Genomic DNA, 23,348 nt, shown 5'->3' with positions numbered 1-23,348 from the left:
AAAGGAAATAAATGAATATATAAATTATTACAATAATGACAGAATCAAGTCAAATTTAAACAAAATGAGCCCGATACAATATCGAACTCATTATTATCAAAATTAATTATAAATTTGTCCAAACTTTTGGGTTCAGTCTATTAGCGCTTCGGATTTTTTTTATATAAAAGAGTTTTTTAATTATAGGAACAAGTCAATTTCTTCAAATCGGCAATAGTTTCTTTTGGGTTTTCGGCTTTAAAAACAAAGTTTCCTGCGACCAAAACATCTGCTCCAGCTGCTACTAATTGCATGGCATTTTTATTGGTCACACCACCGTCAATTTCGATGATGGTATTTGCTCTTTTTCGAGTAATCAATGCTTTCAATTTTTCAACCTTAGAATAAGTGTTTTCGATGAAAGACTGTCCGCCAAAACCGGGGTTCACACTCATTATACAAACCATATCAATATCATTGATAACATCTTCCAATAAATCAATGTTAGTGTGTGGATTTAAGGCAACACCAGCTTTCATACCTTCAGCTTTAATGGCTTGTAACGTTCTGTGAAGATGCGGACAAGCTTCATAATGAACCGATAAAATATTGGCTCCTAATTCAGCAAAAGTTTTGATATATCGATCGGGATCCACAATCATCAAATGGACATCGATAGTTTTCTTTGCGTGTTTGGCAATGGAATCTAAAACAGGCATTCCGAAGGAAATATTAGGAACAAAAACACCATCCATAATGTCAATGTGAAACCAATCGGCTTCACTGTTATTAATCATTTCGATATCTCGCTGTAAATTCGCAAAATCAGCAGCAAGTACAGATGGAGCAATAAGGGTGTTTTTCATTTTATTCTGAATATATTTCAGTATCTTTTGATATTGAAAGTAGTTAGTGTTATTTATACAAAAGTAAATTATAATTAGAGAACCTGAAACAAGTTCAGGTTAAAAAATAAAAACTCCGGTAATCAGCCGGAGTTTCAATCATCAATCAAAAAACGAACAGTTAATCAGACCGTCGTTAACGTTAAAGGTCCAAAATTTGAAATTCCAAATTCCAAAAAAATGAGTTTGGAATTTGTTCTTTGTTTTTTGGAAATTACCCAAGATAGGTTTTTAATATTTTACTTCTTGAAGTATGTTTTAATCTTCGAATGGCTTTTTCTTTAATTTGACGAACGCGTTCACGAGTCAGGTCAAAAGTTTCTCCTATTTCTTCCAAAGTCATTGGATGTTGATCGCCAAGACCAAAATACAAACGAACCACATCCGCTTCTCTTGGCGTCAAAGTTTCCAATGAACGCTCAATTTCGGTGCGTAATGATTCTTGAATTAAGGCTCTGTCTGGATTTGGCGATTCGCCAGAACGCAATACATCGTAAAGGTTTGAATCTTCTCCTTCAACCAATGGAGCATCCATTGATAAGTGACGACCCGAGTTTTTCATCGATTCTCTTACATCGTTTACGGTCATATCTAATTCTTTGGCAATTTCCTCAGCTGTTGGTGGTCTTTCGTTAGATTGCTCTAACAAAGCATACATTTTGTTGATTTTATTGATAGACCCAATTTTGTTCAAAGGCAAACGAACAATACGAGATTGTTCTGCTAAAGCTTGTAAAATCGATTGACGAATCCACCAAACGGCATACGAAATGAATTTGAAACCACGTGTTTCATCAAAACGTTGCGCTGCTTTTATCAATCCTAAATTTCCTTCATTAATCAAATCGGGAAGTGTCAAACCTTGATTTTGGTACTGTTTGGCCACCGAAACCACGAAACGCAAATTGGCTTTCGTTAATTTTTCTAATGCTGCCTGATCACCGGCTTTTATCTTTTGTGCCAATTCTACTTCTTCATCGGCAGTGATAAGATCTACCTTTCCAATTTCCTGTAAATACTTGTCTAATGATGCAGTTTCACGATTGGTTACCTGCTTGGTGATTTTAAGTTGTCTCATGTTTTTGTCTCTTCCATTTTTAAGTGTACGAATGATTATACGTATGGAGTTTCAAAAAAGTTACAAAAAATTTAAAATAGTTACAATTCTTGCATAAGAAACATAGTTTAGACAACGAAGTTTGCAAAAATAGAGATTATTTAAAAAGCCTTCAAGATAATTCCAGTAGTTAGGCTCTAAATAGTTAGACTAAAAATCTAAGAAATTCTCAACATTTTTACCATTCCACTTGCCTAAAAATTTATAGGGAATAAATCTAGCAAACAGTTCTTCTTTATACCATTTGAGCTTTCGAGTCAGGCGCACAACCTCTTTATGCTTTTCATTTTTATAGGCGTAATCAATCATTTCGGCTTGAGTTTTCCAAATGCTTAATGTAGCTTGCTGTATTAAAGGCCATTCGCCAACACCAATTGATAGCGCTAATCCATCGTAGTCTTCTAAGCTTTTACTTACTTGACCGACTTTTCTCCAAAAAGAAATCAATTTTGAAAGCCGAATACTAGCTCGTGTCAAAACCATAACTGGCTTATCTAAAGCTAAAGTAGCATTAGAAACAAAAGGTTGCTTTGCGTCCCATTTTCCGTGTGCTTCTGCAGCATGTGCAAAAACTGTAAAGGATTCGGTGCTTTTAGATTTATAGTTGTTAAAAAATGAATTGTTTTCAAAAAAAACAGCCGCCTGAAATTCTGATTTCCAAACACATAATAATGCATAAGTTCCAAAGTTTGGTTTTGAACTAAAACCATTTTCAGCACCCGAGCCCAATAGTTTGTAGAATACTAATCCGTCAATATTTTTGAAATGAGCGTGACCTAATTGCATTTGGGCAAGTGCCCAAAGTTTATTGGAAAAACTTTCTAATTTAAAAAAAGTACAAGTAGTTATTTGGCTCATGAATTTTCGTGCTGCTTGATGTGTTTATTTCGAGAAAAATGAAAAAATATTTTTTTATAGATATTATGAAGCAGCTGTTGTTTTAGCTTGTTTGAATGCTTGTTGAATGTATTTACTTTTTATAATTAACATTCCAAAACTTTCGCCACCATGTTTTCCAATGTTTTTGTGATGCATTTTGTGTGCACGACGCAAAGCTAATACATAGACATTATTTGATTTAGTAAAGACTTTAAAGCGTTGGTGAATAACTAAATCGTGAACAAAAAAATAGGCTAAACCATACAGTAAAATACCAAAACCAACCCAAGTGTACCAAGCATATCCGTTCTTCATTCCGAACATAATCAATAACCAACTTGGTACGGCATAAATTATAAAAAACAAATCATTTCGTTCAAACCAACTTTTGTGGTCTTTTTTGTGATGATCAGCATGAAAATACCACATAAATCCGTGCATTATGTATTTATGATTTGCCCAAGCAGAAAACTCTGTTAGTATAAAAGTGACTAAAACTATGCTTAAATTAATTAAAATTTCCATGTTAAATAAATATAAATAGTGAGGCGAAGAATATAATTTGCAAAATCAATATGGTTAAAGACGCAGTAAATTTACCTTTTATAATTGTGGGGTAAAAAAAGTACGAAGAGAAAAACGCAACTCCAATCCAACTCAAATAATTTTGTAAACCGGGTAATCTACCTTCAAATTGCCAAAAATCAAGTTTGGGAGCTACTTGTTCGATAAGTAAATCAATACCTGTTACCAAAATAGCCGCTACGACCAAAACAATTATTTTATTTGCGAAGATACGACTTACTACTATAATTCCTGAACAAATAAGCATTGCCCAATTGATTGATATGATTAGTGGGACATTGAATAATTTATATCCCAATGCATTTCCGTAAGCATATTTTCCGAATATTAACCCCGTTTTTACACCAATTATTTCAATAATAAAGCCACAAAAAGCTATAGAAAAAAAGGCAACAATAAATTTTTTGTCTACTAAGGGACTATGAATTAAAAAAACAAAACAGGTAAGTAATAATGTATAAGGTGTAAACGGGCTAAAAAAAGAAGGATTGACTACAAACCCAATTGAGCCTGAAACATATACAAGAATTAAGAAATATAAAAAATAGGTTTTGTATGCTGCTTTCATCTATTTTCACGATCTACTATAAGTTGACTGGCAATTTTTGCACTAAACAAACACAATGGAATCCCTCCACCTGGATGAACACTTCCTCCTACAAGAAATAAATTTTTAATACTTGACGAAAAATTAGCGTGTCGTAAAAATGCGGCAAATGTATTGTTGCTAGAATTACCATATAGTGAGCCACCAAAAGAGGAAGTTTGGTTCTCGATATCAATTGGACTTAACGTACTTTCAGTAATAATATGCTTCTCGATATCGGTCTTCAACATCCTATTAATTTTTTCAACAACATTCTTTCTAATTGCTGCTGTATAATTGATAATCTCGCCTTTATTGTGCGGAACATTTACCATTACAAACCAGTTCTCGCAACCTTCTGGCGCATCGTCCTTGCAATATTTTGACGTAATATTAATGTAAATCGTGGGATCGTCCGTTGGAAATTGTTTTGAAAATAAGCAATCAAATTCCTTTTCATAATCATCACTAAACAAAATGTTATGCAATCCTAATGCCGCAAACTCTTTGTTTATTCCCCAATAAAAAACATAGGCACTACTTGATTTTTCTTGTTGAATTAACTTTTTGGGCGTAAAATCGTTTGGTAATAAATACTTGTAAAGTACATGAATATCAACGTCAGTTGCCACAATATCAAAAGGATAATTTACACCATTACTAGTTATTGAATCAATCCGGTTATTAGATCCTACGTTTAAAGTCGCAACGTATGAATTATATTTTATTTCGACTTTAGCTTCTTCTGCTAGTTTGACTAAATGTGTTGTGATTTGATGCATCCCTTTTTTAGGTAGATAAGCACCCAAATTAAATTCTAAATGCGAAATCATATTCATTAAGGCAGGTGCTTTGTATGGATTTGAACCATTATAGGTTGCAAATCGATTAAATAATTGTACCGTCTTTGGATTAGAAAAGGTATTTGAATTTTGGTTATGCATTGTGCTGAATAATCCCAAGAATGGAGAAACCAAGATTCCTTTTATCGTCTTAAAGTTAACAAAGTTTTTCAGCTGATGCAGCGATTGTTTCAAAAACAAATCTTCGGTGGTTTTAAAATAAAAAGCATTGCGCTTGATGTGTTTTAAAACAGTTTCTTTTTTTTCATGTAATTTTAAATGCACCTCTTGGGCAAAGTCATCCAAATTAGCGGATGCTTTTAGTTGCGTTCCATCCGAATAAAAATAGTTAGTTATCACGTCTAATTTTTGGTATTCAAATGAATGTGCACTTCCTTGCAAATTTGTTAATTCATCTAGTAACGAAGGCATTGTAAACAATGATGGTCCTTTATCAAATCGAAAACCGTCCAAAATGAGTTCACTCAATTTACCACCTGGATAACTGTTTTTTTCAAAAATTGCTACCTTAAAACCTTGATTGGCTAGCCTGATTGACAATGCAAGACCTGCAATTCCAGCGCCAATTATACCGACAGTTTTTGCCATTTATATTACTTTGAATGAACTGCAAAATTAATTTATTTTAAAATGATACTAGTGCTACAATAGTTAAAAAAAACTATAAATAGCTAACAATAAAAATAATTCAATCTGAAAGTCTACATTATTTGATGAAGCACTTTTGATCTTAATGTATCAATATAGATCAAAAAACCCGTCTCAAATTAATGAAACGGGTTTTCCTATAAATTAACCTTTAGTAAACTAAGATTTGATTACTCTTATTTATGACTCACGTGGAGGTCTTTGCAAAAGTGCTTTTCTGGACACTTTTTCTTTTCTAGTTTTTGGATCAAGGCCAAGATATTTCACTTGGAAAACATCACCCATTTTCACAACATCCGAAACGTTTTCGGTACGTTCCCAAGCCAGTTCAGATACGTGAAGCAACACTTCATTTCCAGGAGCTGCAAGGTATTCAACAACAGCAACAAAATCTAGCGTCTTGATAACTTATTGATAAGAAATGACACTCTTTTTTAAAGCTATATTTTTTTGGTTACTGTTTGACTTTTTGAGCATTTTTTATTTGTTCAATTGTGTAACTCAAGCAACCATCTAGCCAATTAACAACGCTATCTTCGTTTAATTCAGCAACAATAGATTTTTTTTTATCTTTATTTAGCAAATGCCAATCAGAAATCATAGCAAAATGGATTTTGGAAATATTAAACAAATCCTTCTTTTCGTCGTCTATTTCTAATAGTTGTTTTTCTTTTTCATTTCTTAAATATATTAATATATTAATATCTTCATTAGATATTGCTTTTATGATATAAGGTTCAAACTGCCAATGCGGTTGAGCATGAATTTTGTCTTTGTTTAAAGCAAATTCGGATCTAAATAAGACTGTTAAATCATTGTCGTTAAAATGGATAAATTTCAGATTAGCATCTGTCAATTTGTAAGTAAATTTTTTGGCTGAAATAGGTTCAATTTCGAATTTTAAAGCAAAGTGAATACCAATATTATCAATTCCTTTAATTCTCATTAATTGATAATCATTCTGTCTTTCAGAAAATAGTATTGGGTTATTACAATTTAATGAAAAATAATTTTCATTTTGAAATAAATTAATTGGGAAATGAATATTTTCAACATATCGCCCTAAAATAGAAACACAACCATTAATTAGTTTTTTACTTGGTTCATTTGCCATTTCTTAACTTTGATAAACAGATTCAATTATTTTATTTAGCAAAATTTTCTCCTCTTCATTAATACCAGAATCACTTATTCTTTTTCCATAAGAAATTAGCTCATTAGCTAATCCAATATTTTCCTCTAAAGTTAAGTCTGGAATAGGAATATCATTTACAAATTTGCCTCCAAGATAATATTGTCCTCCTGCAATTTGTTTAGAATAAAGAGCCAACAATTTATTAAAAAATTCTGAACAGAAAAATGCTAAATAAGCAAAATTCAAATCTTCTTCATTTTGATTTATTGATTTTGATTTTTTAATACTCCAAGCATTACCTCTCTCAACTTTATATTCTCCAGTAGTATCAATTGCAAAATAGCCAGCCTTTCCAAATTCAGTAGAAACCAGTTTAGAATTATTCTCGCATAACCATTTATAAACTCTAGACAAACCCCACCATTTTTCTATTAAGCTTCTATTTTCCAATGTTGGTTGATGATGTTTTAAAACTTTATAAAAGCTTGGAACTTTTTTAGATACTTCATCCTCAGTTTTTAAAATTAATTCTCTTTTAAAATTATATGGAAACCATAAATAATTATAAACAGATAATTTACCATTTTTAATTGCTTTGTTAGAAACAGAAGGTTTAAAATATTTTTTTTCCTCTGCTTTTAAACTTTCAAAATACATTTTATCTACATTGAAAATTTCGTTTGCACCAGTTCTAGTTCCTTGTTTTACATCAAAAATGCTCTTGATTGGAATTAATTTTTTAGTAAAAATTAATTCATTAATTTTCTTTTCTAGATTATAGGATGAAAACGAAACTAAATTTGGAAAATTTGTCTTGTTATAAATTGATTTATAAATACTAAAATTTGTTTCATTTACAGGGATATTTGGGCTTTGTTGAAATATTCTTAAATTTCTTAAGGCATCAGTAGTTGAGTTTAATGAACTATCTGCCCACAAAACAGTTGAATTATTATTGTTTTCTTTTTTTCTAGTAGCAACATAGATACCTGCATCAACTACTGCATTATAAAATAGATTTAGATTACCTAATTTACCGATTAATTCTATATTAAAATTTTCAGAAGCATAATCTCTTAAAATTTTATATGAATCTGCATTAAAAATTGATGTAGGTAAAACACATCCCAAAACACCATTTGGTTTTAAAGATTTGAGTGCTTTATAGAAAAATGGACTTGCTAAATTTGGTTTGTTTGAAAAAAAATCTTCTAATGATGCTCTTACTTTTTCTTGGTCTATGCTTTCAAGACGTTCCCATGAAACAAACGGAGGGTTCATCAGTATAAAGTGAAATTCTCCCCAGTTTTGTTCGTCAAGTGTGTCTTTTTCAATTATTTCAATTTCAATAGTTTTTGTTGGGTATTGACTTTTCTCAAAATGTAAAGAAAAATTTGCTACCTCGACGGCAGTTTTTGATTTGTCCCAACCATATATTTTTATTAGACCATTAAATTTATTACTTTCTATAATTTGTCTTAATGATTCTTTTAAAAATTCACCTGAACCGCATGCAGGGTCTAAAATTTTTACTTCAGTAATCCCATCAAAATTAAAATCTCTAAAACTTTCTTCCACTATACTCCTCGTTATAAAAGCAGGAGTGAAATGAACACCATTTAACTCTTTATTTTTTAGAGATTTACTTGGTTCGGGTACTCCATAAATATCTAATTGTCCACTCAAAATTGCTTGATAATGCGCTTCTTGAAATAGTTTTCCAGAAGCATGTCTCAAAATCACTTTGGTAGTATTAGGAATAGTATTAATTTTTTTTTGAAAATCTTCAAAAATATTGTCAAATTGTTGAGGTAAATTGCTTTTTATGTTATTATTTAAGCCCCATTTTTTAAAATCAATAGTTTCTCCATCTTCTGACTTGGATAATAAATATAATAAACTTTGTAAAGCCCAAAAACCATTTTGATCGCCTGTGGCACTCCGTAATTGATTAAATATATTTATAATTAATGGTACAACTGAGTCTTGTTTTGGTTGAGTAAAACTACCAATATATTTATATAATTTGGTAATTTTTTCAACTGTTAAATCTTGAGTATTTAATGTTTCAACTATTGGCTTATCCCATCTAAAAAGTTTTATTTTTTGGTCATCAAAATTTAAAAAACAATTTGTATCAGTTGCCCATGAAAAATGTCTGTATTTTTCTACATCAAAACCATTATTAAAATCTATACAAAAATTATTGAACTGACCATTCTGCATTACATATTGCTGGTCAGAATCAGGCAAAAATTTCGTAGGTAATAAACCTAATGATTTTTGCCAAATTTCTTTAGTATTAATATGTTCTATGATTGCTGACACTTGTTTTTTGTTAAATAATTTGATGTGAAGTTGAGGATTTTTAATTACTGCGAATATATAAAAAAACTACTTATGTTTTATTTATGTGCAAAGAATAATTAAAACCAAAAAACCCGCCCCGATAAATCGGGACGGGTTTTCCTATAAATGAACCTTTAGTAAACTAAGATTTGATTACTCTTATTTATGACTCACGCGGAGGTCTTTGCAAAAGTGCTTTTCTAGACACTTTTTCTTTTCTAGTTTTTGGATCAAGACCAAGGTATTTCACTTGGAAAACATCACCCATTTTCACTACATCCGAAACGTTTTCTGTACGTTCCCAAGCTAGTTCTGATACGTGAAGCAATACTTCGTTTCCTGGAGCTGCAAGATATTCTACAACCGCACCAAAATCAAGCATTTTGATTACTTTCACATCATAAGCTTCGCCCATTTGTGGTTTGAAAGTAATAGATTGGATTTTTGCCAATACCGCTTCAATTCCAGCAGGATCTGTTCCTAAGATTTCAATAACTCCTTGCTCATCTACTTCGTTGATTACGATAGTAGTTCCAGTAGCTTTTTGCAATTCTTGAATTACTTTTCCACCAGGACCAATTAAGGCACCAATAAATTGACCAGGAATAGTTCTTGTGATAATTTTTGGAGCATACGTTTTAACATCTGCTTTTGGAGCTGCTAAAGTATCGGTTAGAATTCCAAGAATATGCAAACGACCATCTCTAGCTTGTGCCAGCGCCGCTTCCATAATTTCGTATTTCAATCCGTCAATTTTGATATCCATCTGACAGGCTGTAATTCCTTCTGAAGTTCCGGTAACCTTGAAATCCATATCTCCTAAATGATCTTCATCACCAAGAATATCAGATAAAACGGCGAAACGATCACCGTCAGTAATCAATCCCATTGCAATTCCAGAAACAGGACGAATCATTTGGATACCTGCATCCATCAATGATAATGTTCCGGCACAAACAGTAGCCATTGAAGACGAACCATTAGATTCTAATACTTCTGAAACTACACGAATCGTGTAAGGACAATCCGCAGGAATCATATTTTTCAACGCTCTTTGTGCCAAGTTTCCGTGACCCACTTCTCTTCTTGAAGTTCCTCTTAACGGACGAGCTTCTCCTGTTGAAAATGGCGGAAAATTATAGTGTAAGTAGAATTTTTCTTCTCCTTGCTCCGATGGTGAATCAATTTGGTTGGCTTCTCTTGAAGTTCCTAAAGTGGCTGTTGCCAAAGCTTGAGTTTCTCCACGAGTAAACAATGCTGATCCGTGAACCGATGGCAAGTAATCTACTTCACACCAAATAGGTCTGATTTCAGTAGTTTTTCTACCGTCTAAACGTGTTCCTAAATCGAGGGTTACGTTACGAACCGCTTCTTTGTTCGTTTTGTAAAAATATTTACCTACTAAATCTCCGTTTTCAGCTAATTCTTCTTCTGTAAACAATGCTTTAACTTCATCCTTTACAGCATCAAATGCAGCTGAACGCTCTTGTTTAGAAGAACCTTTGCTAGCAATAGCATAAATTTTATCGTAAGCTGCTGCTTTTACTTTGGCGTAAATAGCATCATCCGTTTTTTCAGTTTCGTAAGTACGAACTTCTTTTTTCCCAAAAGCAGCTTGCAAACGTTCTTGCGCAGCAATTTGGTTTTTGATGTGTTCGTGTGCAAATTTAATGGCTTCAACCATTTCTGCTTCTGAGATTTCTTTCATTTCTCCTTCTACCATTGCGATAGAATCTGTAGAAGCACCAATCATCATATCGATGTCTGATAATGCTAATTGTGCACGACTTGGATTAATGATGAATTTACCATCAATTCTTCCCACTCTGGCTTCTGAAATTAAAGTTTCAAATGGAATGTCAGACAGCGCTAATGCTGCTGATGCCGCTAATCCGGCCAATGCATCTGGCATTACTTCGTCATCATGAGACATAAGTTGAATCATGACTTGCACTTCTGCATGATAATCTGATGGGAAAAGCGGACGTAAAACACGGTCTACTAATCTCATGGTTAGCACTTCGTTGTCACTTGGACGCGCTTCTCTTTTGAAGAAACCTCCAGGAAAACGTCCTGCTGCTGCAAATTTTTCGCGATAATCTACCGTAAGAGGTAAAAAATCGATACCTGGACTTGCTTTTCTTGATGATACAACTGTTCCTAAGATTACAGTTTTGCCAATTCTTACTACTACAGCACCATCAGCTTGTTTCGCTAATCGTCCTGTCTCGATTGTGATGCTTCTGCCATCACCTAAATCGATACTTTCTACAAATAATTGTGGAATCATAATTTTTCCTTTTTTAATTTTACATTGGTTTTCCTGCCTGTCAGCAGAATAGTTGTGTTGCTTGTCCCGCCGTGGCGGATTGTAGTTTTTGTGTTCCAATGAAAAACCAAACTTTTTAGCCCCCCAACCCCCAAAGGGGGAGCTTGCAATAAATAAAAATATCTTTCGATATTCCCCCTTTGGGGGCTAGGGGGCTAAAAAAAAGAGGCACTCACGCACCTCTTTTGAATATTGATTATTTTCTAATACCCAATACTTTGATAATCTCACGATACCTGTTGATTTCTTTCTTTTTCAAGTAATCAAGTAACGCTCTCCTTTTACCTACTAAGAGTACCAATGAACGCTCTGTATTATAATCGTGACGATTTTTTTTCAAATGCTCAGTAAGGTGCGTAATTCTGTGTGTGAAAAGTGCGATTTGTCCTTCTGCAGATCCTGTGTTTTCTGCTTTTCCTCCGTATTTAGCGAAGATTTCTTCTTTAACTTCTTTTGTTAAATACATGCTAATATTATTTAAATGATTGTTATGTATGAATCAAGATTTTCTTAATTCGTGCGCAAAGATAGTTTTAATTTTTAGATACACAAAGATTTTGTACTTCATTCCAACCACAAATTTCTAAACGCTTTATTTTTATCATAATCACTCGCTTGTTTTTCGATATTAAAATAGCGATGACCTCGAGGATCGTTGCCAACGCCAGCCAAATAAGCCCAATTTCCCCAATTGCTACTTACATCATAATCAACTAATTGCTCCTCAAAATAGGCAGCCCCAATGCGCCAATCCATATTGAGTTCGTTGCAAAAATAACTGGCCACATTTTGTCTTCCGCGGTTGCTCATAAAACCAGTCAGTTTCAATTCGAGCATATTGGCATTGATAAAATCCGATGGTGTTGTTCCATTTATCCATTGTGACAATAATTTTTCATTTAAAGATTTTGAGTTGATTTTCTCGGTTTTGATTCCAGAATACAGGAAAAACTTGGTTTGATGTTTTTTGAACATAAAGCGGAAAAAATCTCGCCATAATAATTCGAATATTAACCAATAGGTAGAATCATTAGCGCCAAATTGCTTTTCGTATTTTTGAACTTCACTATAAATGTATCGTGGCGAAATACAACCCATTGCCAACCAAGCCGAAAATTTAGACGAATAATCCGCTCCAATCATCCCGTTTCTTGTTTCCTTGTATTTTGATAAATTTTGCGTTTGATAAAAATAATAATTTAATCTTTTGACCGCTTCGGTTTCGCCACCGTTGAATTGGATAGCTGCACGAGAATCGCTTGGCGAGAAAATCAAACCCAAATCTTTTAAAGTGGGCAATTTCATTGCTGGTATTTCTGGGGAATTAATTCGAGTTGGTTTTTCAAATGGTTTTCGAACTGTAGCATCTTTCTCCGTTTTCTTTCTGAAATTCGTAAACACATCTGGAATGTCCTTGATAGAAAAAGGCAAGTCTAATGCGTGATACAATGTGCTTGTGCTAAACAGTTCAAGTTCGCATCGCAATTTGAATAGTTCATCTAACACTAATTTTTCGGTTTGCTTTTCCTCAAAAGCCACTTCCCTTTTAGCAAAAACTTTTAGTGCTTTGTACTGTTTAACTATTTTCGGGATTTCAATTTCAGGTTTTCCTTTTACTATTACTAATCCTGAACCTAATGCTCTTAAACTTGCGTCCAAATCTTGAAGTGACTCTAACAAAAATTGAGCTCTGTAATTCCCGGTTTTTTTGAATCCGTATTGGGTAGTTTCAAAATGTGCATCGTCAAAACAATAGACGGGAATTATCTGTTCACTTTGCGCTATGGCTTTAATAAGTGTTTCGTTATCGTCTAGTCGCAAATCGGTTTTAAACCAAACTATTGCTGTTTTCATAGGGATTCAAAGATTGAAAAATTCAAAGATTGAAAAAATAAAAACCTCGAAGAATCTTTAAATTTTTCAATTATTAAATCTTTTAATTATAAACTATTTATATTTTTCAAATAATAATCGGCTTGTTCTAATAAAGCTGCTTTGTCATCAGGTTTCATTTTTCGCCAAACATTGTACATCATACCAATACGTGGATTTTTGCCCAATTTGTCTTCGTTTTTGTCGTAAAAATTCCAATACAAACTGTTGAATGGACAGGCTTTATCGCCCGTTTTTAGCGCTTTTTTGTAGTAACACGAACCACAATAATGACTCATTTTATCAATATACGAAGCGGAACTTACATACGGTTTCGTGCCTACGATTCCGCCATCGGCAAACTGACTCATTCCGCGTGTGTTGGTTATTTCTACCCATTCGATGGCATCAATATATATACCTAAATACCAAGCATCGACTTCGTCAGGATGAATTCCAGCCAATAGCGCAAAATTGCCCGTAATCATCAACCGTTGAATATGATGTGCATAGGCAAAATTCAAGGATTGATTGATGGCGTCTTTCAGACAATTCATTTTGGTTTTTCCTGTCCAAAACCAATCGGGTAATTTATTTTCGTGGTCGAAAAAATTCATCGTGGCATAATCAGGCATTTTGTTCCAATAAATACCTCGCATATATTCTCTCCAACCAATAATTTGTCGAACAAAACCTTCCAACTGATTGTATTCTATTTCGTCAGGACAATTTTCCCATTCTTGAATGACTCTATGAATCACTTCTAAAGGCGAAATTAATTTGCAATTCATCGAAAAGGAAAGCCGAGCGTGATACAAAGACCATTCGTTGGGCGTCATTGCATCTTGATAACTTCCGAAAAGGGACAAACATTCCGTAGCAAAAAAATTCAGTAATTCTAAAGATTGGGTTCTGTTTACTGGCCAAACAAAGTTTTTAGCATCAATAGTTCCAATGGTTTTAATGTTGGTTTTATGAATTTCAGCAACAATTTCCGAAACATCATTATTGAAAACCAACGGCGGAGTTGGTTTGTGATCTTTAGGTAATTTTTTACGATTTTCGCCATCATAATTCCATTTTCCTGTCAAAGGTTTGTCGCCTTGCATCAACACATTGTGCTTTTTTCGCATCATATGATAGAAGCTTTCCATTAAGAATGTTTTTTTACCTTCAAAAAAATCGCCTAGTTCATTTCTGGAACTCATAAAATGTTCAGAATCCACAAACGAAGTAGAAATGGAAAGCGATTTGCAAAAATTCTTCAGCAATTCGTCTAAGCGATATTCGTCGGGCAATTGGTATTCGAAATTTGTAAAACCTTCCTTTTCAATTAGACCTTGAATATTTTTATCAAAGGATTGTAAATTGGTTGAATCATTCAAATGAAAATAAATCACTTGATGATTTTTCGAGATTAGTTCTTTGGCAAAATTTTGCATAGCCGAAAAGAAACCCACAATTTTTTGGATATGATGTGTGGCATAATCGGTTTCTGAACGGATTTCCATCATTACATACGTAACCGAATCATCGACGGTTTGATACCAAGAATGATTACTATTTAATTGATCGCCGAGAATTAATCGTAAGGTTTTATTCATTTATTTAAAGATTGAAAAATTTAAAGATTGAAAAATAACGATAGGTGTTAAATCTTTTAATTATTAAATTTTTTAATTATTTTTTCCTACATTTATCGCTACAATATTTTACTTCGTCCCAAACTTTTTCCCATTTCTTGCGCCACGTGAAGGGTTTTTGGCAAACGACGCAAATCTTGGTAGGTAGATTTTGTTTTTTAACACCTTTCATAATCGAGTTTTATTTTGGTTCTTTTCCATTCTATTCCCACCGCTGATCCATCGGCAATGAAAACGGCTGCGGGCTTTATTTGATTCAAAACTGAAAATGATTTCCCGTACATCGCGTCAAAATCGCATTCAATTTGGTAATCCAAAACTTCACTTATTTTCCAACTTGGATGTTGCAATTTGTATTCTTCGGTTTTATCATCGGCAGTTTTGGTATAACCATAATAATGCTCGTAGATAAAACTTTCGAGAGAATCAGGTTTCATCTTTTCGGATATAGTAGCTGTTGTTACAGCAATGGAATTCCATTTTTTGTTTAATAACCATTCGAATTTCACTTTTTTCGAAGATTTTTCAGTACTGATTTCGTGCTTTGTGGGCACAACCGTATAATGTTCGTTGTACAATTTATTGGCAACCCAAGCCACAATTGGATACGGAATGGTTTCATTTATAAAAACAACGCCTCGCTTAGTGCTACCATTTTCTTCTTTTCGTTTTACATAAAACCGTAAATTAATTTCTTCAAAGTTTCCAAAAAACGGAATAGCAACATTGAATAATTTGGTGTTTTTGAACATAAAACCAACCAAACTAACATAACTTTTTCCGTCAAATAAATCTAATTCTACGCCTTTTGGGACAAAGGGACTGAGAATTTTTTGGTCAATTTCATAATTAGCCATAATGATATTTTCCCAATTTGCTTTTAAAAATATCGCCATTTTTAGGTTTTTTTTGTTCTAATTCTCTTTGTTTTTGAAGTGGGATTACTCACGTGTTTTTTTAAAATTCGTTTTCCCTCTTCTTTCACATCCTCTTTTTTGCGAAAACTCCAGACAATATCGCTGGCAAATTTTCTCGTTTCTTCAATGTTTACAATTGGTTCAGGATAATCTTGTCCGATTTTGCAATTGTAAAACTGCTGTTCCATTTCGTTCATTTTCCAAGGTTCATGTAGCAAAGAAACCGGAACTTCGGCCAATTCTGGAATCCATTGTTTTATGAAAACCCCTTCTGAATCGTGTTCTTCGGAGTTTTTAATAGGATTGTATATCCGAATCGTGTTGATGCCAGTCGTTCCTGATTGCATTTGGATTTGAGGATAATGAATTCCCGGTTCGTAATCCAGAAATTGTCGTGCCAAAAAATGCAATTCGCGCCAATCTTGCCACAAATTAAACGTGAAAAAAGAAACCACCATAGCCCGCATTCTGAAATTAATATAACCCGTTGTTACCAAGCATCGCATACACGCATCTACAATGGGAACACCTGTTTTGCCTTCTTGCCAAGCTTTGATGTAGGTTTCGTTTTTTGGTTTAACCAATGAATCATAAGCCCGATTTACATTTTCGAATTCCATTCGACATTCGTCTTCAAATTTTTGAATAAAATGGCAATGCCAATGCAAACGTGACACAAAATTGAGAATGGCCCGTTTGTTTTTGGACGTTTCATAAAACTGATTGGTATATTGGTACACCATTCGCATACTGATATTTCCATAGGCCAAATAAGGCGATAATCGGCTGCAACCTTTGCGACTCAAAGCAGGTTTAGAAATGTGTTTGCTATAATTGACGTAGCGTTCTTTGACAAAACTGTCTAAATACCGCCAAGCCAAATCTTCGCCACCTTGCTGAAAATTTTTGTTGGGCGTCGTGATTCCCTCCGAAAGCGTTTCTCCTTTTATTCTGTCATAAAAACGATCATTCAATATTTCAATTCTTAAATCTTTCAATTCAATATTTTTGATTTCACCTCGCATCACTTCTTCCCAACGTTTGTCCCAATGCTGTCTTGATTTAAGTTTTCTGATGACGCCGTGCATTTGAAATTCTTTCCAAGCAATGCTGTTTTTTTTGAAAAAATCCTGTATCGACACATCTCTATCAAAGGTGATTTTGTTGCCAATTTCTTGGTGTGAAAAAACAGCTTGAATATCGAAATGCTTGACTAATTCTGAAAAAACGGCATCTACTTCGTTGTGAAAAAAATATATTTTGGCATTTGAAGCATTCAGTTTTCGCTGCAAATCTTGGATTGATTCGTAAATAAATCGCCAATGTCTGGTATCGGCATCATCATAATTCATAACCGAGGGTTCGAAAAAATAAACCAACAGTAAAGGCAATCCAGATTGATGCGCATGGAACAAAGCCTCGTTATCTACAAAACGCAAGTCTCTTTTAAACCAAACAATATTGATCGATTTTTTATTCAAAGTTTAGGTTGTCGAATCTATTTTCTATTGTATTAAAATCCATTTTTTATCACTATTCAATTTAAAAGTAGCAATATGTTCCTTGTTCCATTCCGTTGGACCAATCAATGATAAAAAATGATTGGCATCACCGCCACTGTATAAATGGTAGATTTCGCCAATAACGGGCTCAAATGAAAATTTGGCATTGTAAACTAGCTCATTCCATTCGTATTCCTCCATCAATTTTTGATATTGCAGTTTCAGTTCATTGAACTTGCTTTCAAACTCTTTATTTAATTGATGAATTCCTCTGGTTTTCCATGCGATAAGATCGTCAGTTTTAATTACAGGTGCGCCAACGTTTGTTCCGTAAGGCAATAGACTTGCATTGTATCCATTTTCAGCTGAATGTACAACGTTATCCGGTTTTTTACTTTCCATTTTATGAAATTATTTTCTTGATGTATGGCGTTACAAACAATCTTGCCTTGCATTCAAATAATAAATACGTTTTGTTTATTGTCAAAATATTTAAAAGATTGGGCTAAACAATTTTGTTTAACAAAATTTAATAAATAATGAACAAAGGTATAAAACATAAATCAGACTCAATGCTTTAATCAAAAAAAATATTGATAAAAGGCTATTTATGTAAATGAAGGGTTTTCCTAAAAACAGTAAACCTCGCCCGTTTTTTATAGGGAGAGGCCTAATTCGAATTCAAAATATCTCATTTCAACCCAAAACTCAGATTTCTTTGGGAATTATAGTAGAACTATTAGCTGAAAATCAAGTTAGAATATTTTTTATTCTAATACATTTTCGAAATTTCTGAGCAAACAAACTCCAAAAATCGTTCGTCAGCAACTGTAAACGGGTTGAGGACGTGACTGTCAATATCGATTTGTCCAATGTTTTCTCCATTTACAAATAGCGGAACAACAATTTCGGACTTTACAGTGAAGCTACACGCAATATAATTGTCTTGCGCAGCCACATCTGGAACTACAAAATTAGCATTGGAAACCGCTACTTGACCGCAAATACCTTTCCCGAAAGGAATTACATTATGATCTGTTTCAGCTCCAACATAAGGACCAAGATGCAAGGTTTTGGTCTCGTGATTGGCGAAATAAAAACCTACCCAATTGTAGTAATCAATGGAGTTGCTCAGAAGTTCACAAATTTTCAAGAGTTTTTCTTCTCTAGACGTGTTGGAATTAGAAATAATTTCGGTTACTTTTGGTTTTAATTCTTCGAAAGTCATAATCATTTATTTTTTGTAAAAGTATTTAAATGGGACTGTTTAATTTTATATAAATTTGTTAAAAGTTAACTTTGAAAAAATATTTTATTATCTATAAACCATTTTTGCTGTTTTTAGGCAAATTTTTACTGACTTACTTGCTTTTGACATTCGTTTACCAAAGTTATCTTGGACAATTTGATGTAAAAAAAAATGAAACGGATAGTTTTACAAAACTAGTTGCACAACAAACTGAGGACGTATTGCTTTTCTTTAATTGTGATGTCAAAACCCTCCCAAATTCAAAAGAACCGGCAGTAAATATATACTACAATCAAAAACCAATGGCTCGAATTATAGAAGGATGTAATGCTTTAAGCGTAATTATCTTATTCATTTCATTCATAATCGCCTTTTCGGGAAAAATAAAACCAACTATTTTGTATATCATTGCCGGAAGCATTCTCATCCATATTCTCAATGTTTCTAGAATTGCACTTTTGTGTATTTTGATGTATTATTATCCCAAGCAGCAACATCTTTTGCACGGCGTTTTGTTCCCGTTGTTTATTTATGGAGTAGTTTTTGTGTTGTGGATTATTTGGGTCAATAAATTTTCGAAATATGCTAAAAAAACTTCTCAATCATAAAGTAAGATTTGCATTGGCACTTTTATTTGTTCTGGCTTTGGTTTTAATTCGAGCGTACGAAGACAGCTTGTTTTATGATCCTTTTTTGGATTATTTCAAGGGGGATTATTATAATTTACCCATTCCAGAAATCGAAAATCTTCAATTACTTTTTGGTTTAATGTTTCGATATTTTATAAATACCGCACTATCATTAGCTATAATTTATGCTTTATTCAAAGATATCGATGCAGTAAAGTTTGCTTCGTTTTTGTATTTTATTTTTTTCGTAATTTTATTGGTAACTTTCTTTTACATTCTTTTTAATAGCGGAGAAACCAACAAAATGGGTCTCTTCTATGTAAGAAGATTTCTGATTCAACCTATTTTTTTGTTATTGTTTCTTCCTGCATTTTATTATCAAAAACAAAAGCAATGAGGTTTTTACCATCTCTTAAAAGATAAAAAAATATTGACCAATTTTTCGCTAATTTTACTGTCTACCAATTATAAAATATTATGCTTAAAAATATTTTTCGGAAAATAGGATTGATTTTTATTGTAACTGCTGCAGTTGCACAGACACAAACCGAGGTACTTCCGCCCTACAATATCAAAACCGTTTCTTTTGTACAAAGCAACGAAAATGTAGTTCCAATTTTTAAATTAGGTGATGGTTTCCAATTTCAATTTGATGACTTATTTGGCAATGAAGCTAATTATTACTTCGAAATTGTGCACTGCGATTACAATTGGAATCCAACAGCTATTCCAAAACAAGAATATATGACCGGTTTTGACGGCCAAAGAATTATGCAATACGAGAATTCCATCAACACCTTACAAATTTATTCGCATTACATATTGCCTGTTCCCAATCAGTTTATGCAATTGCGAATCAGCGGCAATTACATTCTGAAAATTTTAGACGAAAGTCGAGAGGTTATTTTATCCCGAAAATTCATTGTTTACGAAGATCTCGTAACTATTCCTATTCAAATAAAGCGAGCAAGAACGGCAAATTATTTAGAACACAAACACAATATCGAATTTTCAGTAAAATCTCAAGCAATCAATTTTCAAACCCCAATAAAGAACATAAAAATTGCGTTGTTGCAAAACGGACAATTGAACAACGCTATCAAAAACATTGTTCCACAATACACCGTTGGCAATGATTTGATATACAAATACGATACTGAAACCCAATTTTGGGCAGGAAATGAATTTTTATATTTTGACAACAGCAATATCCGATCGGCTGGCAATACTATCTCAAGAATAGATTCTGGCAACGGAATATACAATTCTCATTTATTTACCAACAACGCCCGACGAAATTACCCTTACACCCTTAATCCGGATGTGAATGGAAATTTTGTAATTCGCAACATCGGTGTGGTAAAAAACGAAATAGAAGCCGATTATGCTTGGGTTTATTTTAGTGTTTCGGCGCCTACTTTTATGAAAAATAAAGACATTTACATCACAGGAATGTTCAATAATTACAGTTTATCCCCTGAATATAAGATGGATTTCAACCAAGAAAAAAATAGTTACGAAAAAGCCATTCTCATCAAACAAGGATTTACGAATTTTCAATATCAAATTGCGGACGACAAAGGAAATATCGATGGAGAAAATGCCATAGATGGAAATTATTGGCAAACTGAAAACGACTACACCATTTTAGTCTATTACCGCGAAAACAATGACCGCTACCAAAAAGTTATAGGAAAAGCTACCGTAAATTCAATTGTTATTACCAATTAAAAAACAGCTATCAAAAAATTAGTAGTAACCTTTTTTTTTGTAAATTTGCCAGTATCAAACTCATTCATAATCATTTGCTATGGTTTCTCAAATCACAAGAGGCATAAAAATTTCCGTTTTAACTAGTTTTGAAGGCACTTACTTCAAAAACTACAAGATTCATTTTGCTTTTAGCTACGAAATCACAATCGAAAATCACAGCAAGGATTCGGTACAATTAATTTCACGTCATTGGGAAATTTTTGATTCCTTAAATAGCAACGAAGTAGTTGACGGAGAAGGTGTTATTGGCAAAAAACCCGTTATAAAACCAGGCGAATTACACACGTATAATTCCGGTTGTTTGCTCGCTTCTCCCTACGGAGCGATGAAAGGCTACTTCAATATGATTAATTTCACCTCAACAAAAAACTTCAAAGTTATCGTGCCAACCTTCAAATTGTGTGCTCCTTTTGCTATGAATTAAAATTTGTTGCAATAAAATTCCGATATCAATTTATCAAACTATTTAGGAGCTATTTCCAGCGCTCCATTACAACTCCTCGATTCAAAAACTTTTTTTCTAATGTAATTTTAGGAACTTTCTACGGTCGCTCAACAATTATTAAGAAAAATCGACTTTTATCCCTCTGGGGTTTTAATTTAGATATGGGCTAGACCCCAATTAGAAATCTCAGATATTAAACCACTATTTACTAATTTTTAAAACAAACCTTTGTACTTTTGTGAAAATTTTCTAATTCTCAAAAAAAAAAGATATGCTTAAAGGATTTTTCAATGTGCCAAAAGCCGTAAACGAGCCCGTTAAATCGTATACTCCAAATTCTCCAGAAAAAGCAGCGGTTCTCGCCGCTTATAAAACAATGTGGAATTCTAAAATAGATGTTCCTCTATACATTGGAAGCGAAGAAATCAGAACTGGAAATACAAAAAATATGACAGCGCCACACGACCACAAACACGTCGTGGGAACCTATCACCTTGCTGAAAAATCCCATATCGAAAAAGCGATTGCCAATGCACTTGAAGCCAAAACAAAATGGGCGAATATGGCTTGGGAACAACGCGCAGCGATTTTCTTAAAAGCCGCTGAATTGATAGCTGGACCATACAGAGCAAAGATAAATGCCGCAACAATGATTGCGCAATCCAAAAATATTTTCCAAGCAGAGATTGATGCTTCTTGCGAATTGATTGATTTCTTGCGTTACAACGTTGAGTTTATGACCCAAATTTACAGCGACCAACCCAAATCAACTTCCGATGTTTGGAATAGACTAGAATACCGCCCACTTGAAGGTTTTGTTTATGCTATTACCCCTTTCAACTTTACCGCCATTGCAGCTAATCTTCCTGCAAGTGCAGCAATGATGGGTAATGTCGTGATATGGAAACCTAGCGACAGCCAAGTTTTCTCTGCAAAAATTATTATTGACGTTTTCAAAGAGGCTGGCGTTCCAGATGGTGTTATCAACGTTGTTTTTGGTGACCCTATTATGGTTACCGATACCGTTTTAGCAAGTCCTGATTTTGCCGGAATCCATTATACAGGTTCAACATTTGTTTTCAAAGAAATTTGGGCAAAAATAGGTGCCAATATCCATAAGTATAAAACCTACCCAAGAATTGTAGGCGAAACTGGTGGAAAGGATTTTGTTGTAGCGCATCCAAGTGCGAATGTAAAACAAGTTTCAACCGGAATTGTTCGTGGTGCTTTTGAATTTCAAGGACAAAAATGTTCCGCTGCTTCAAGAGCTTATGTTCCGCAGAGTATGTGGCCAGAACTCAAAAAACAATTGATTACCGATGTTAAATCAATGAAAATGGGATCGCCAGAAGATTTTGGAAACTTCATAACCGCTGTTATTCACGAAGGTTCTTTTGACAAATTAGCAAGTTTTATTGACCAAGCCAAAAAAGATTCGGATGCTGAAATCATCGTTGGTGGAAATTATGATAAATCGGTGGGTTATTTTGTTGAACCAACCATAATTGTAACCACAAATCCTCGTTACACCACAATGGAAACCGAATTATTCGGTCCTGTGATGACGATTTTTGTTTATGAAGATGCCAATTGGTCAGCAACTTTAAAACTAGTTGACAATACATCTGAATACGCATTAACAGGAGCAATTTTCAGCCAAGACCGTTACGCGATTGAAGAAGCAACAATTGCTTTGCAGAACGCGGCAGGAAATTTCTACATCAACGACAAACCAACTGGAGCCGTTGTAGGAATGCAACCTTTTGGTGGGGCAAGAGCTTCTGGAACTAATGACAAAGCGGGTTCAGCATTAAACTTGTTGCGTTGGGCTTCGCCAAGAACAATCAAAGAGACTTTTGTAACTCCGGAAGATTACAGATACCCGTTTTTGGGAGAATAGTTATTGAGGTACGAAGGACAATATACGAAGTACGATATTTAAA

23 protein-coding genes and 1 pseudogene are annotated in these 23,348 nt (G+C 33.7%); 6 read left to right on the top strand and 18 right to left on the bottom strand.

Annotated features, from left to right (window positions below; genetic code table 11):
• The coding region (locus RMO83_RS05675; protein ID WP_310558707.1) for an IS3 family transposase at positions 1-106 on the top strand (106 nt) is incomplete at its 5' end.
• A 70-nt stretch (positions 107-176) separates the two neighbouring features.
• Here the strand turns inward: RMO83_RS05675 and rpe are convergent.
• The 18 genes and pseudogenes from rpe to RMO83_RS05585 form a co-directional block, all read right to left on the bottom strand.
• Positions 177-845 carry a ribulose-phosphate 3-epimerase gene (rpe, locus tag RMO83_RS05670; RefSeq protein WP_310558705.1) on the bottom strand — a complete coding sequence of 223 codons (669 nt, stop codon included), beginning with the start codon at positions 843-845 and terminating at the stop codon, positions 177-179.
• A 253-nt stretch (positions 846-1,098) separates the two neighbouring features.
• Positions 1,099-1,962 (bottom strand): RNA polymerase sigma factor RpoD/SigA, encoded by an 864-nt coding sequence (locus RMO83_RS05665; RefSeq protein WP_300096781.1) that lies wholly within the window; start codon positions 1,960-1,962, stop codon positions 1,099-1,101.
• Between the two features lie 189 nt (positions 1,963-2,151).
• The gene (locus tag RMO83_RS05660; RefSeq protein ID WP_310558704.1) at positions 2,152-2,859 is read right to left on the bottom strand and encodes a DUF3291 domain-containing protein; all 708 of its coding nucleotides are present in this window, start codon (positions 2,857-2,859) and stop codon (positions 2,152-2,154) included.
• A 63-nt stretch (positions 2,860-2,922) separates the two neighbouring features.
• Positions 2,923-3,405 carry a sterol desaturase family protein gene (locus tag RMO83_RS05655; RefSeq protein ID WP_310558703.1) on the bottom strand — a complete coding sequence of 161 codons (483 nt, stop codon included), beginning with the start codon at positions 3,403-3,405 and terminating at the stop codon, positions 2,923-2,925.
• Between the two features lies 1 nt (position 3,406).
• Entirely contained in the window at positions 3,407-4,033 is a 627-nt protein-coding gene (locus RMO83_RS05650) for a carotenoid biosynthesis protein (protein WP_310558702.1), read from the bottom strand.
• Positions 4,030-5,502 (bottom strand): 1-hydroxycarotenoid 3,4-desaturase CrtD, encoded by a 1,473-nt coding sequence (crtD, locus tag RMO83_RS05645; RefSeq protein ID WP_310558701.1) that lies wholly within the window; start codon positions 5,500-5,502, stop codon positions 4,030-4,032. Before crtD ends, RMO83_RS05650 begins: the two co-directional genes overlap by 4 nt.
• A gap of 240 nt (positions 5,503-5,742) precedes the next feature.
• Positions 5,743-5,970 (bottom strand): annotated as a pseudogene (locus RMO83_RS05640) (S1 RNA-binding domain-containing protein); the annotation flags it as partial.
• A gap of 46 nt (positions 5,971-6,016) precedes the next feature.
• On the bottom strand, positions 6,017-6,676 hold the full coding sequence (locus RMO83_RS05635; RefSeq protein ID WP_310558700.1) for a hypothetical protein: 660 nt from the start codon (positions 6,674-6,676) through the stop codon (positions 6,017-6,019).
• A gap of 3 nt (positions 6,677-6,679) precedes the next feature.
• Positions 6,680-9,025 (bottom strand): N-6 DNA methylase, encoded by a 2,346-nt coding sequence (locus RMO83_RS05630; RefSeq protein WP_310558699.1) that lies wholly within the window; start codon positions 9,023-9,025, stop codon positions 6,680-6,682.
• Positions 9,026-9,209: 184 nt separating this feature from the next.
• Positions 9,210-11,336: a polyribonucleotide nucleotidyltransferase gene (locus RMO83_RS05625; protein WP_310558706.1), complete on the bottom strand. Its 2,127-nt coding sequence runs from the start codon at positions 11,334-11,336 to the stop codon at positions 9,210-9,212.
• Positions 11,337-11,571: 235 nt separating this feature from the next.
• Positions 11,572-11,841 (bottom strand): 30S ribosomal protein S15, encoded by a 270-nt coding sequence (gene rpsO, locus RMO83_RS05620; protein ID WP_310558698.1) that lies wholly within the window; start codon positions 11,839-11,841, stop codon positions 11,572-11,574.
• A gap of 98 nt (positions 11,842-11,939) precedes the next feature.
• Positions 11,940-13,229, bottom strand: coding sequence for a DASH family cryptochrome (locus RMO83_RS05615; RefSeq protein ID WP_310558697.1), 1,290 nt, complete (start codon positions 13,227-13,229; stop codon positions 11,940-11,942).
• Positions 13,230-13,315: 86 nt separating this feature from the next.
• Positions 13,316-14,851 carry a cryptochrome/photolyase family protein gene (locus RMO83_RS05610; protein ID WP_310558696.1) on the bottom strand — a complete coding sequence of 512 codons (1,536 nt, stop codon included), beginning with the start codon at positions 14,849-14,851 and terminating at the stop codon, positions 13,316-13,318.
• Positions 14,852-14,927: 76 nt separating this feature from the next.
• Entirely contained in the window at positions 14,928-15,062 is a 135-nt protein-coding gene (locus tag RMO83_RS05605) for a DUF2256 domain-containing protein (RefSeq protein WP_310558695.1), read from the bottom strand.
• Complete coding sequence (locus RMO83_RS05600) at positions 15,049-15,786, bottom strand: DUF2071 domain-containing protein (RefSeq protein WP_310558694.1); 738 nt, start codon at positions 15,784-15,786, stop codon at positions 15,049-15,051. The genes RMO83_RS05605 and RMO83_RS05600 overlap by 14 nt, the downstream gene beginning before the upstream one ends.
• A 2-nt stretch (positions 15,787-15,788) precedes the next feature.
• A complete protein-coding gene (locus tag RMO83_RS05595; protein WP_310558693.1) occupies positions 15,789-17,288 on the bottom strand; it encodes a deoxyribodipyrimidine photo-lyase in 1,500 nt (499 codons plus the stop codon).
• 24 nt (positions 17,289-17,312) lie between these two features.
• Positions 17,313-17,711: a DUF2452 domain-containing protein gene (locus tag RMO83_RS05590; protein ID WP_310558692.1), complete on the bottom strand. Its 399-nt coding sequence runs from the start codon at positions 17,709-17,711 to the stop codon at positions 17,313-17,315.
• A 370-nt stretch (positions 17,712-18,081) separates the two neighbouring features.
• On the bottom strand, positions 18,082-18,537 hold the full coding sequence (locus RMO83_RS05585) for a GAF domain-containing protein (RefSeq protein ID WP_310558691.1): 456 nt from the start codon (positions 18,535-18,537) through the stop codon (positions 18,082-18,084).
• 71 nt (positions 18,538-18,608) lie between these two features.
• Between RMO83_RS05585 and xrtF the strand changes: the two genes are divergently transcribed.
• The 5 genes from xrtF to pruA all read left to right on the top strand — a co-directional run bounded on the left by xrtF (position 18,609) and on the right by pruA (position 23,305).
• A complete protein-coding gene (xrtF, locus tag RMO83_RS05580; protein WP_310558690.1) occupies positions 18,609-19,166 on the top strand; it encodes an exosortase family protein XrtF in 558 nt (185 codons plus the stop codon).
• Complete coding sequence (locus tag RMO83_RS05575; protein ID WP_310558689.1) at positions 19,141-19,584, top strand: exosortase F system-associated membrane protein; 444 nt, start codon at positions 19,141-19,143, stop codon at positions 19,582-19,584. Before xrtF ends, RMO83_RS05575 begins: the two co-directional genes overlap by 26 nt.
• A gap of 80 nt (positions 19,585-19,664) precedes the next feature.
• Positions 19,665-20,918 (top strand): DUF5103 domain-containing protein, encoded by a 1,254-nt coding sequence (locus tag RMO83_RS05570; RefSeq protein WP_310558688.1) that lies wholly within the window; start codon positions 19,665-19,667, stop codon positions 20,916-20,918.
• A 79-nt stretch (positions 20,919-20,997) separates the two neighbouring features.
• A complete protein-coding gene (gene apaG / locus RMO83_RS05565; RefSeq protein WP_310558687.1) occupies positions 20,998-21,384 on the top strand; it encodes a Co2+/Mg2+ efflux protein ApaG in 387 nt (128 codons plus the stop codon).
• Between the two features lie 292 nt (positions 21,385-21,676).
• Complete coding sequence (pruA, locus tag RMO83_RS05560) at positions 21,677-23,305, top strand: L-glutamate gamma-semialdehyde dehydrogenase (protein ID WP_310558686.1); 1,629 nt, start codon at positions 21,677-21,679, stop codon at positions 23,303-23,305.
• The last annotated feature ends 43 nt before the right edge of the window (positions 23,306-23,348 follow it).

The organism is Flavobacterium sp. (assembly GCF_031423415.1).
GTDB lineage: Bacteria > Bacteroidota > Bacteroidia > Flavobacteriales > Flavobacteriaceae > Flavobacterium.
Note: the sequence above shows the minus strand (reverse complement) of the source record. Positions and strands in the feature narration are given on the sequence as shown.

What these genes read in the sequence shown, in the direction of transcription:
- rpe (WP_310558705.1), bottom strand. Translation starts at nt 845, where the DNA reads ATGAAAAACACCCTTATTGCTCCATCTGTACTTGCTGCTGATTTTGCG.
- RMO83_RS05665 (WP_300096781.1), bottom strand. Translation starts at nt 1,962, where the DNA reads ATGAGACAACTTAAAATCACCAAGCAGGTAACCAATCGTGAAACTGCA.
- RMO83_RS05660 (WP_310558704.1), bottom strand. Translation starts at nt 2,859, where the DNA reads ATGAGCCAAATAACTACTTGTACTTTTTTTAAATTAGAAAGTTTTTCC.
- RMO83_RS05655 (WP_310558703.1), bottom strand. Translation starts at nt 3,405, where the DNA reads ATGGAAATTTTAATTAATTTAAGCATAGTTTTAGTCACTTTTATACTA.
- RMO83_RS05650 (WP_310558702.1), bottom strand. Translation starts at nt 4,033, where the DNA reads ATGAAAGCAGCATACAAAACCTATTTTTTATATTTCTTAATTCTTGTA.
- crtD (WP_310558701.1), bottom strand. Translation starts at nt 5,502, where the DNA reads ATGGCAAAAACTGTCGGTATAATTGGCGCTGGAATTGCAGGTCTTGCA.
- RMO83_RS05635 (WP_310558700.1), bottom strand. Translation starts at nt 6,676, where the DNA reads ATGGCAAATGAACCAAGTAAAAAACTAATTAATGGTTGTGTTTCTATT.
- RMO83_RS05625 (WP_310558706.1), bottom strand. Translation starts at nt 11,336, where the DNA reads ATGATTCCACAATTATTTGTAGAAAGTATCGATTTAGGTGATGGCAGA.
- rpsO (WP_310558698.1), bottom strand. Translation starts at nt 11,841, where the DNA reads ATGTATTTAACAAAAGAAGTTAAAGAAGAAATCTTCGCTAAATACGGA.
- RMO83_RS05615 (WP_310558697.1), bottom strand. Translation starts at nt 13,229, where the DNA reads ATGAAAACAGCAATAGTTTGGTTTAAAACCGATTTGCGACTAGACGAT.
- RMO83_RS05610 (WP_310558696.1), bottom strand. Translation starts at nt 14,851, where the DNA reads ATGAATAAAACCTTACGATTAATTCTCGGCGATCAATTAAATAGTAAT.
- RMO83_RS05605 (WP_310558695.1), bottom strand. Translation starts at nt 15,062, where the DNA reads ATGAAAGGTGTTAAAAAACAAAATCTACCTACCAAGATTTGCGTCGTT.
- RMO83_RS05600 (WP_310558694.1), bottom strand. Translation starts at nt 15,786, where the DNA reads ATGGCGATATTTTTAAAAGCAAATTGGGAAAATATCATTATGGCTAAT.
- RMO83_RS05590 (WP_310558692.1), bottom strand. Translation starts at nt 17,711, where the DNA reads ATGGAAAGTAAAAAACCGGATAACGTTGTACATTCAGCTGAAAATGGA.
- RMO83_RS05585 (WP_310558691.1), bottom strand. Translation starts at nt 18,537, where the DNA reads ATGACTTTCGAAGAATTAAAACCAAAAGTAACCGAAATTATTTCTAAT.
- RMO83_RS05575 (WP_310558689.1), top strand. Translation starts at nt 19,141, where the DNA reads ATGCTAAAAAAACTTCTCAATCATAAAGTAAGATTTGCATTGGCACTT.
- RMO83_RS05570 (WP_310558688.1), top strand. Translation starts at nt 19,665, where the DNA reads ATGCTTAAAAATATTTTTCGGAAAATAGGATTGATTTTTATTGTAACT.
- apaG (WP_310558687.1), top strand. Translation starts at nt 20,998, where the DNA reads ATGGTTTCTCAAATCACAAGAGGCATAAAAATTTCCGTTTTAACTAGT.
- pruA (WP_310558686.1), top strand. Translation starts at nt 21,677, where the DNA reads ATGCTTAAAGGATTTTTCAATGTGCCAAAAGCCGTAAACGAGCCCGTT.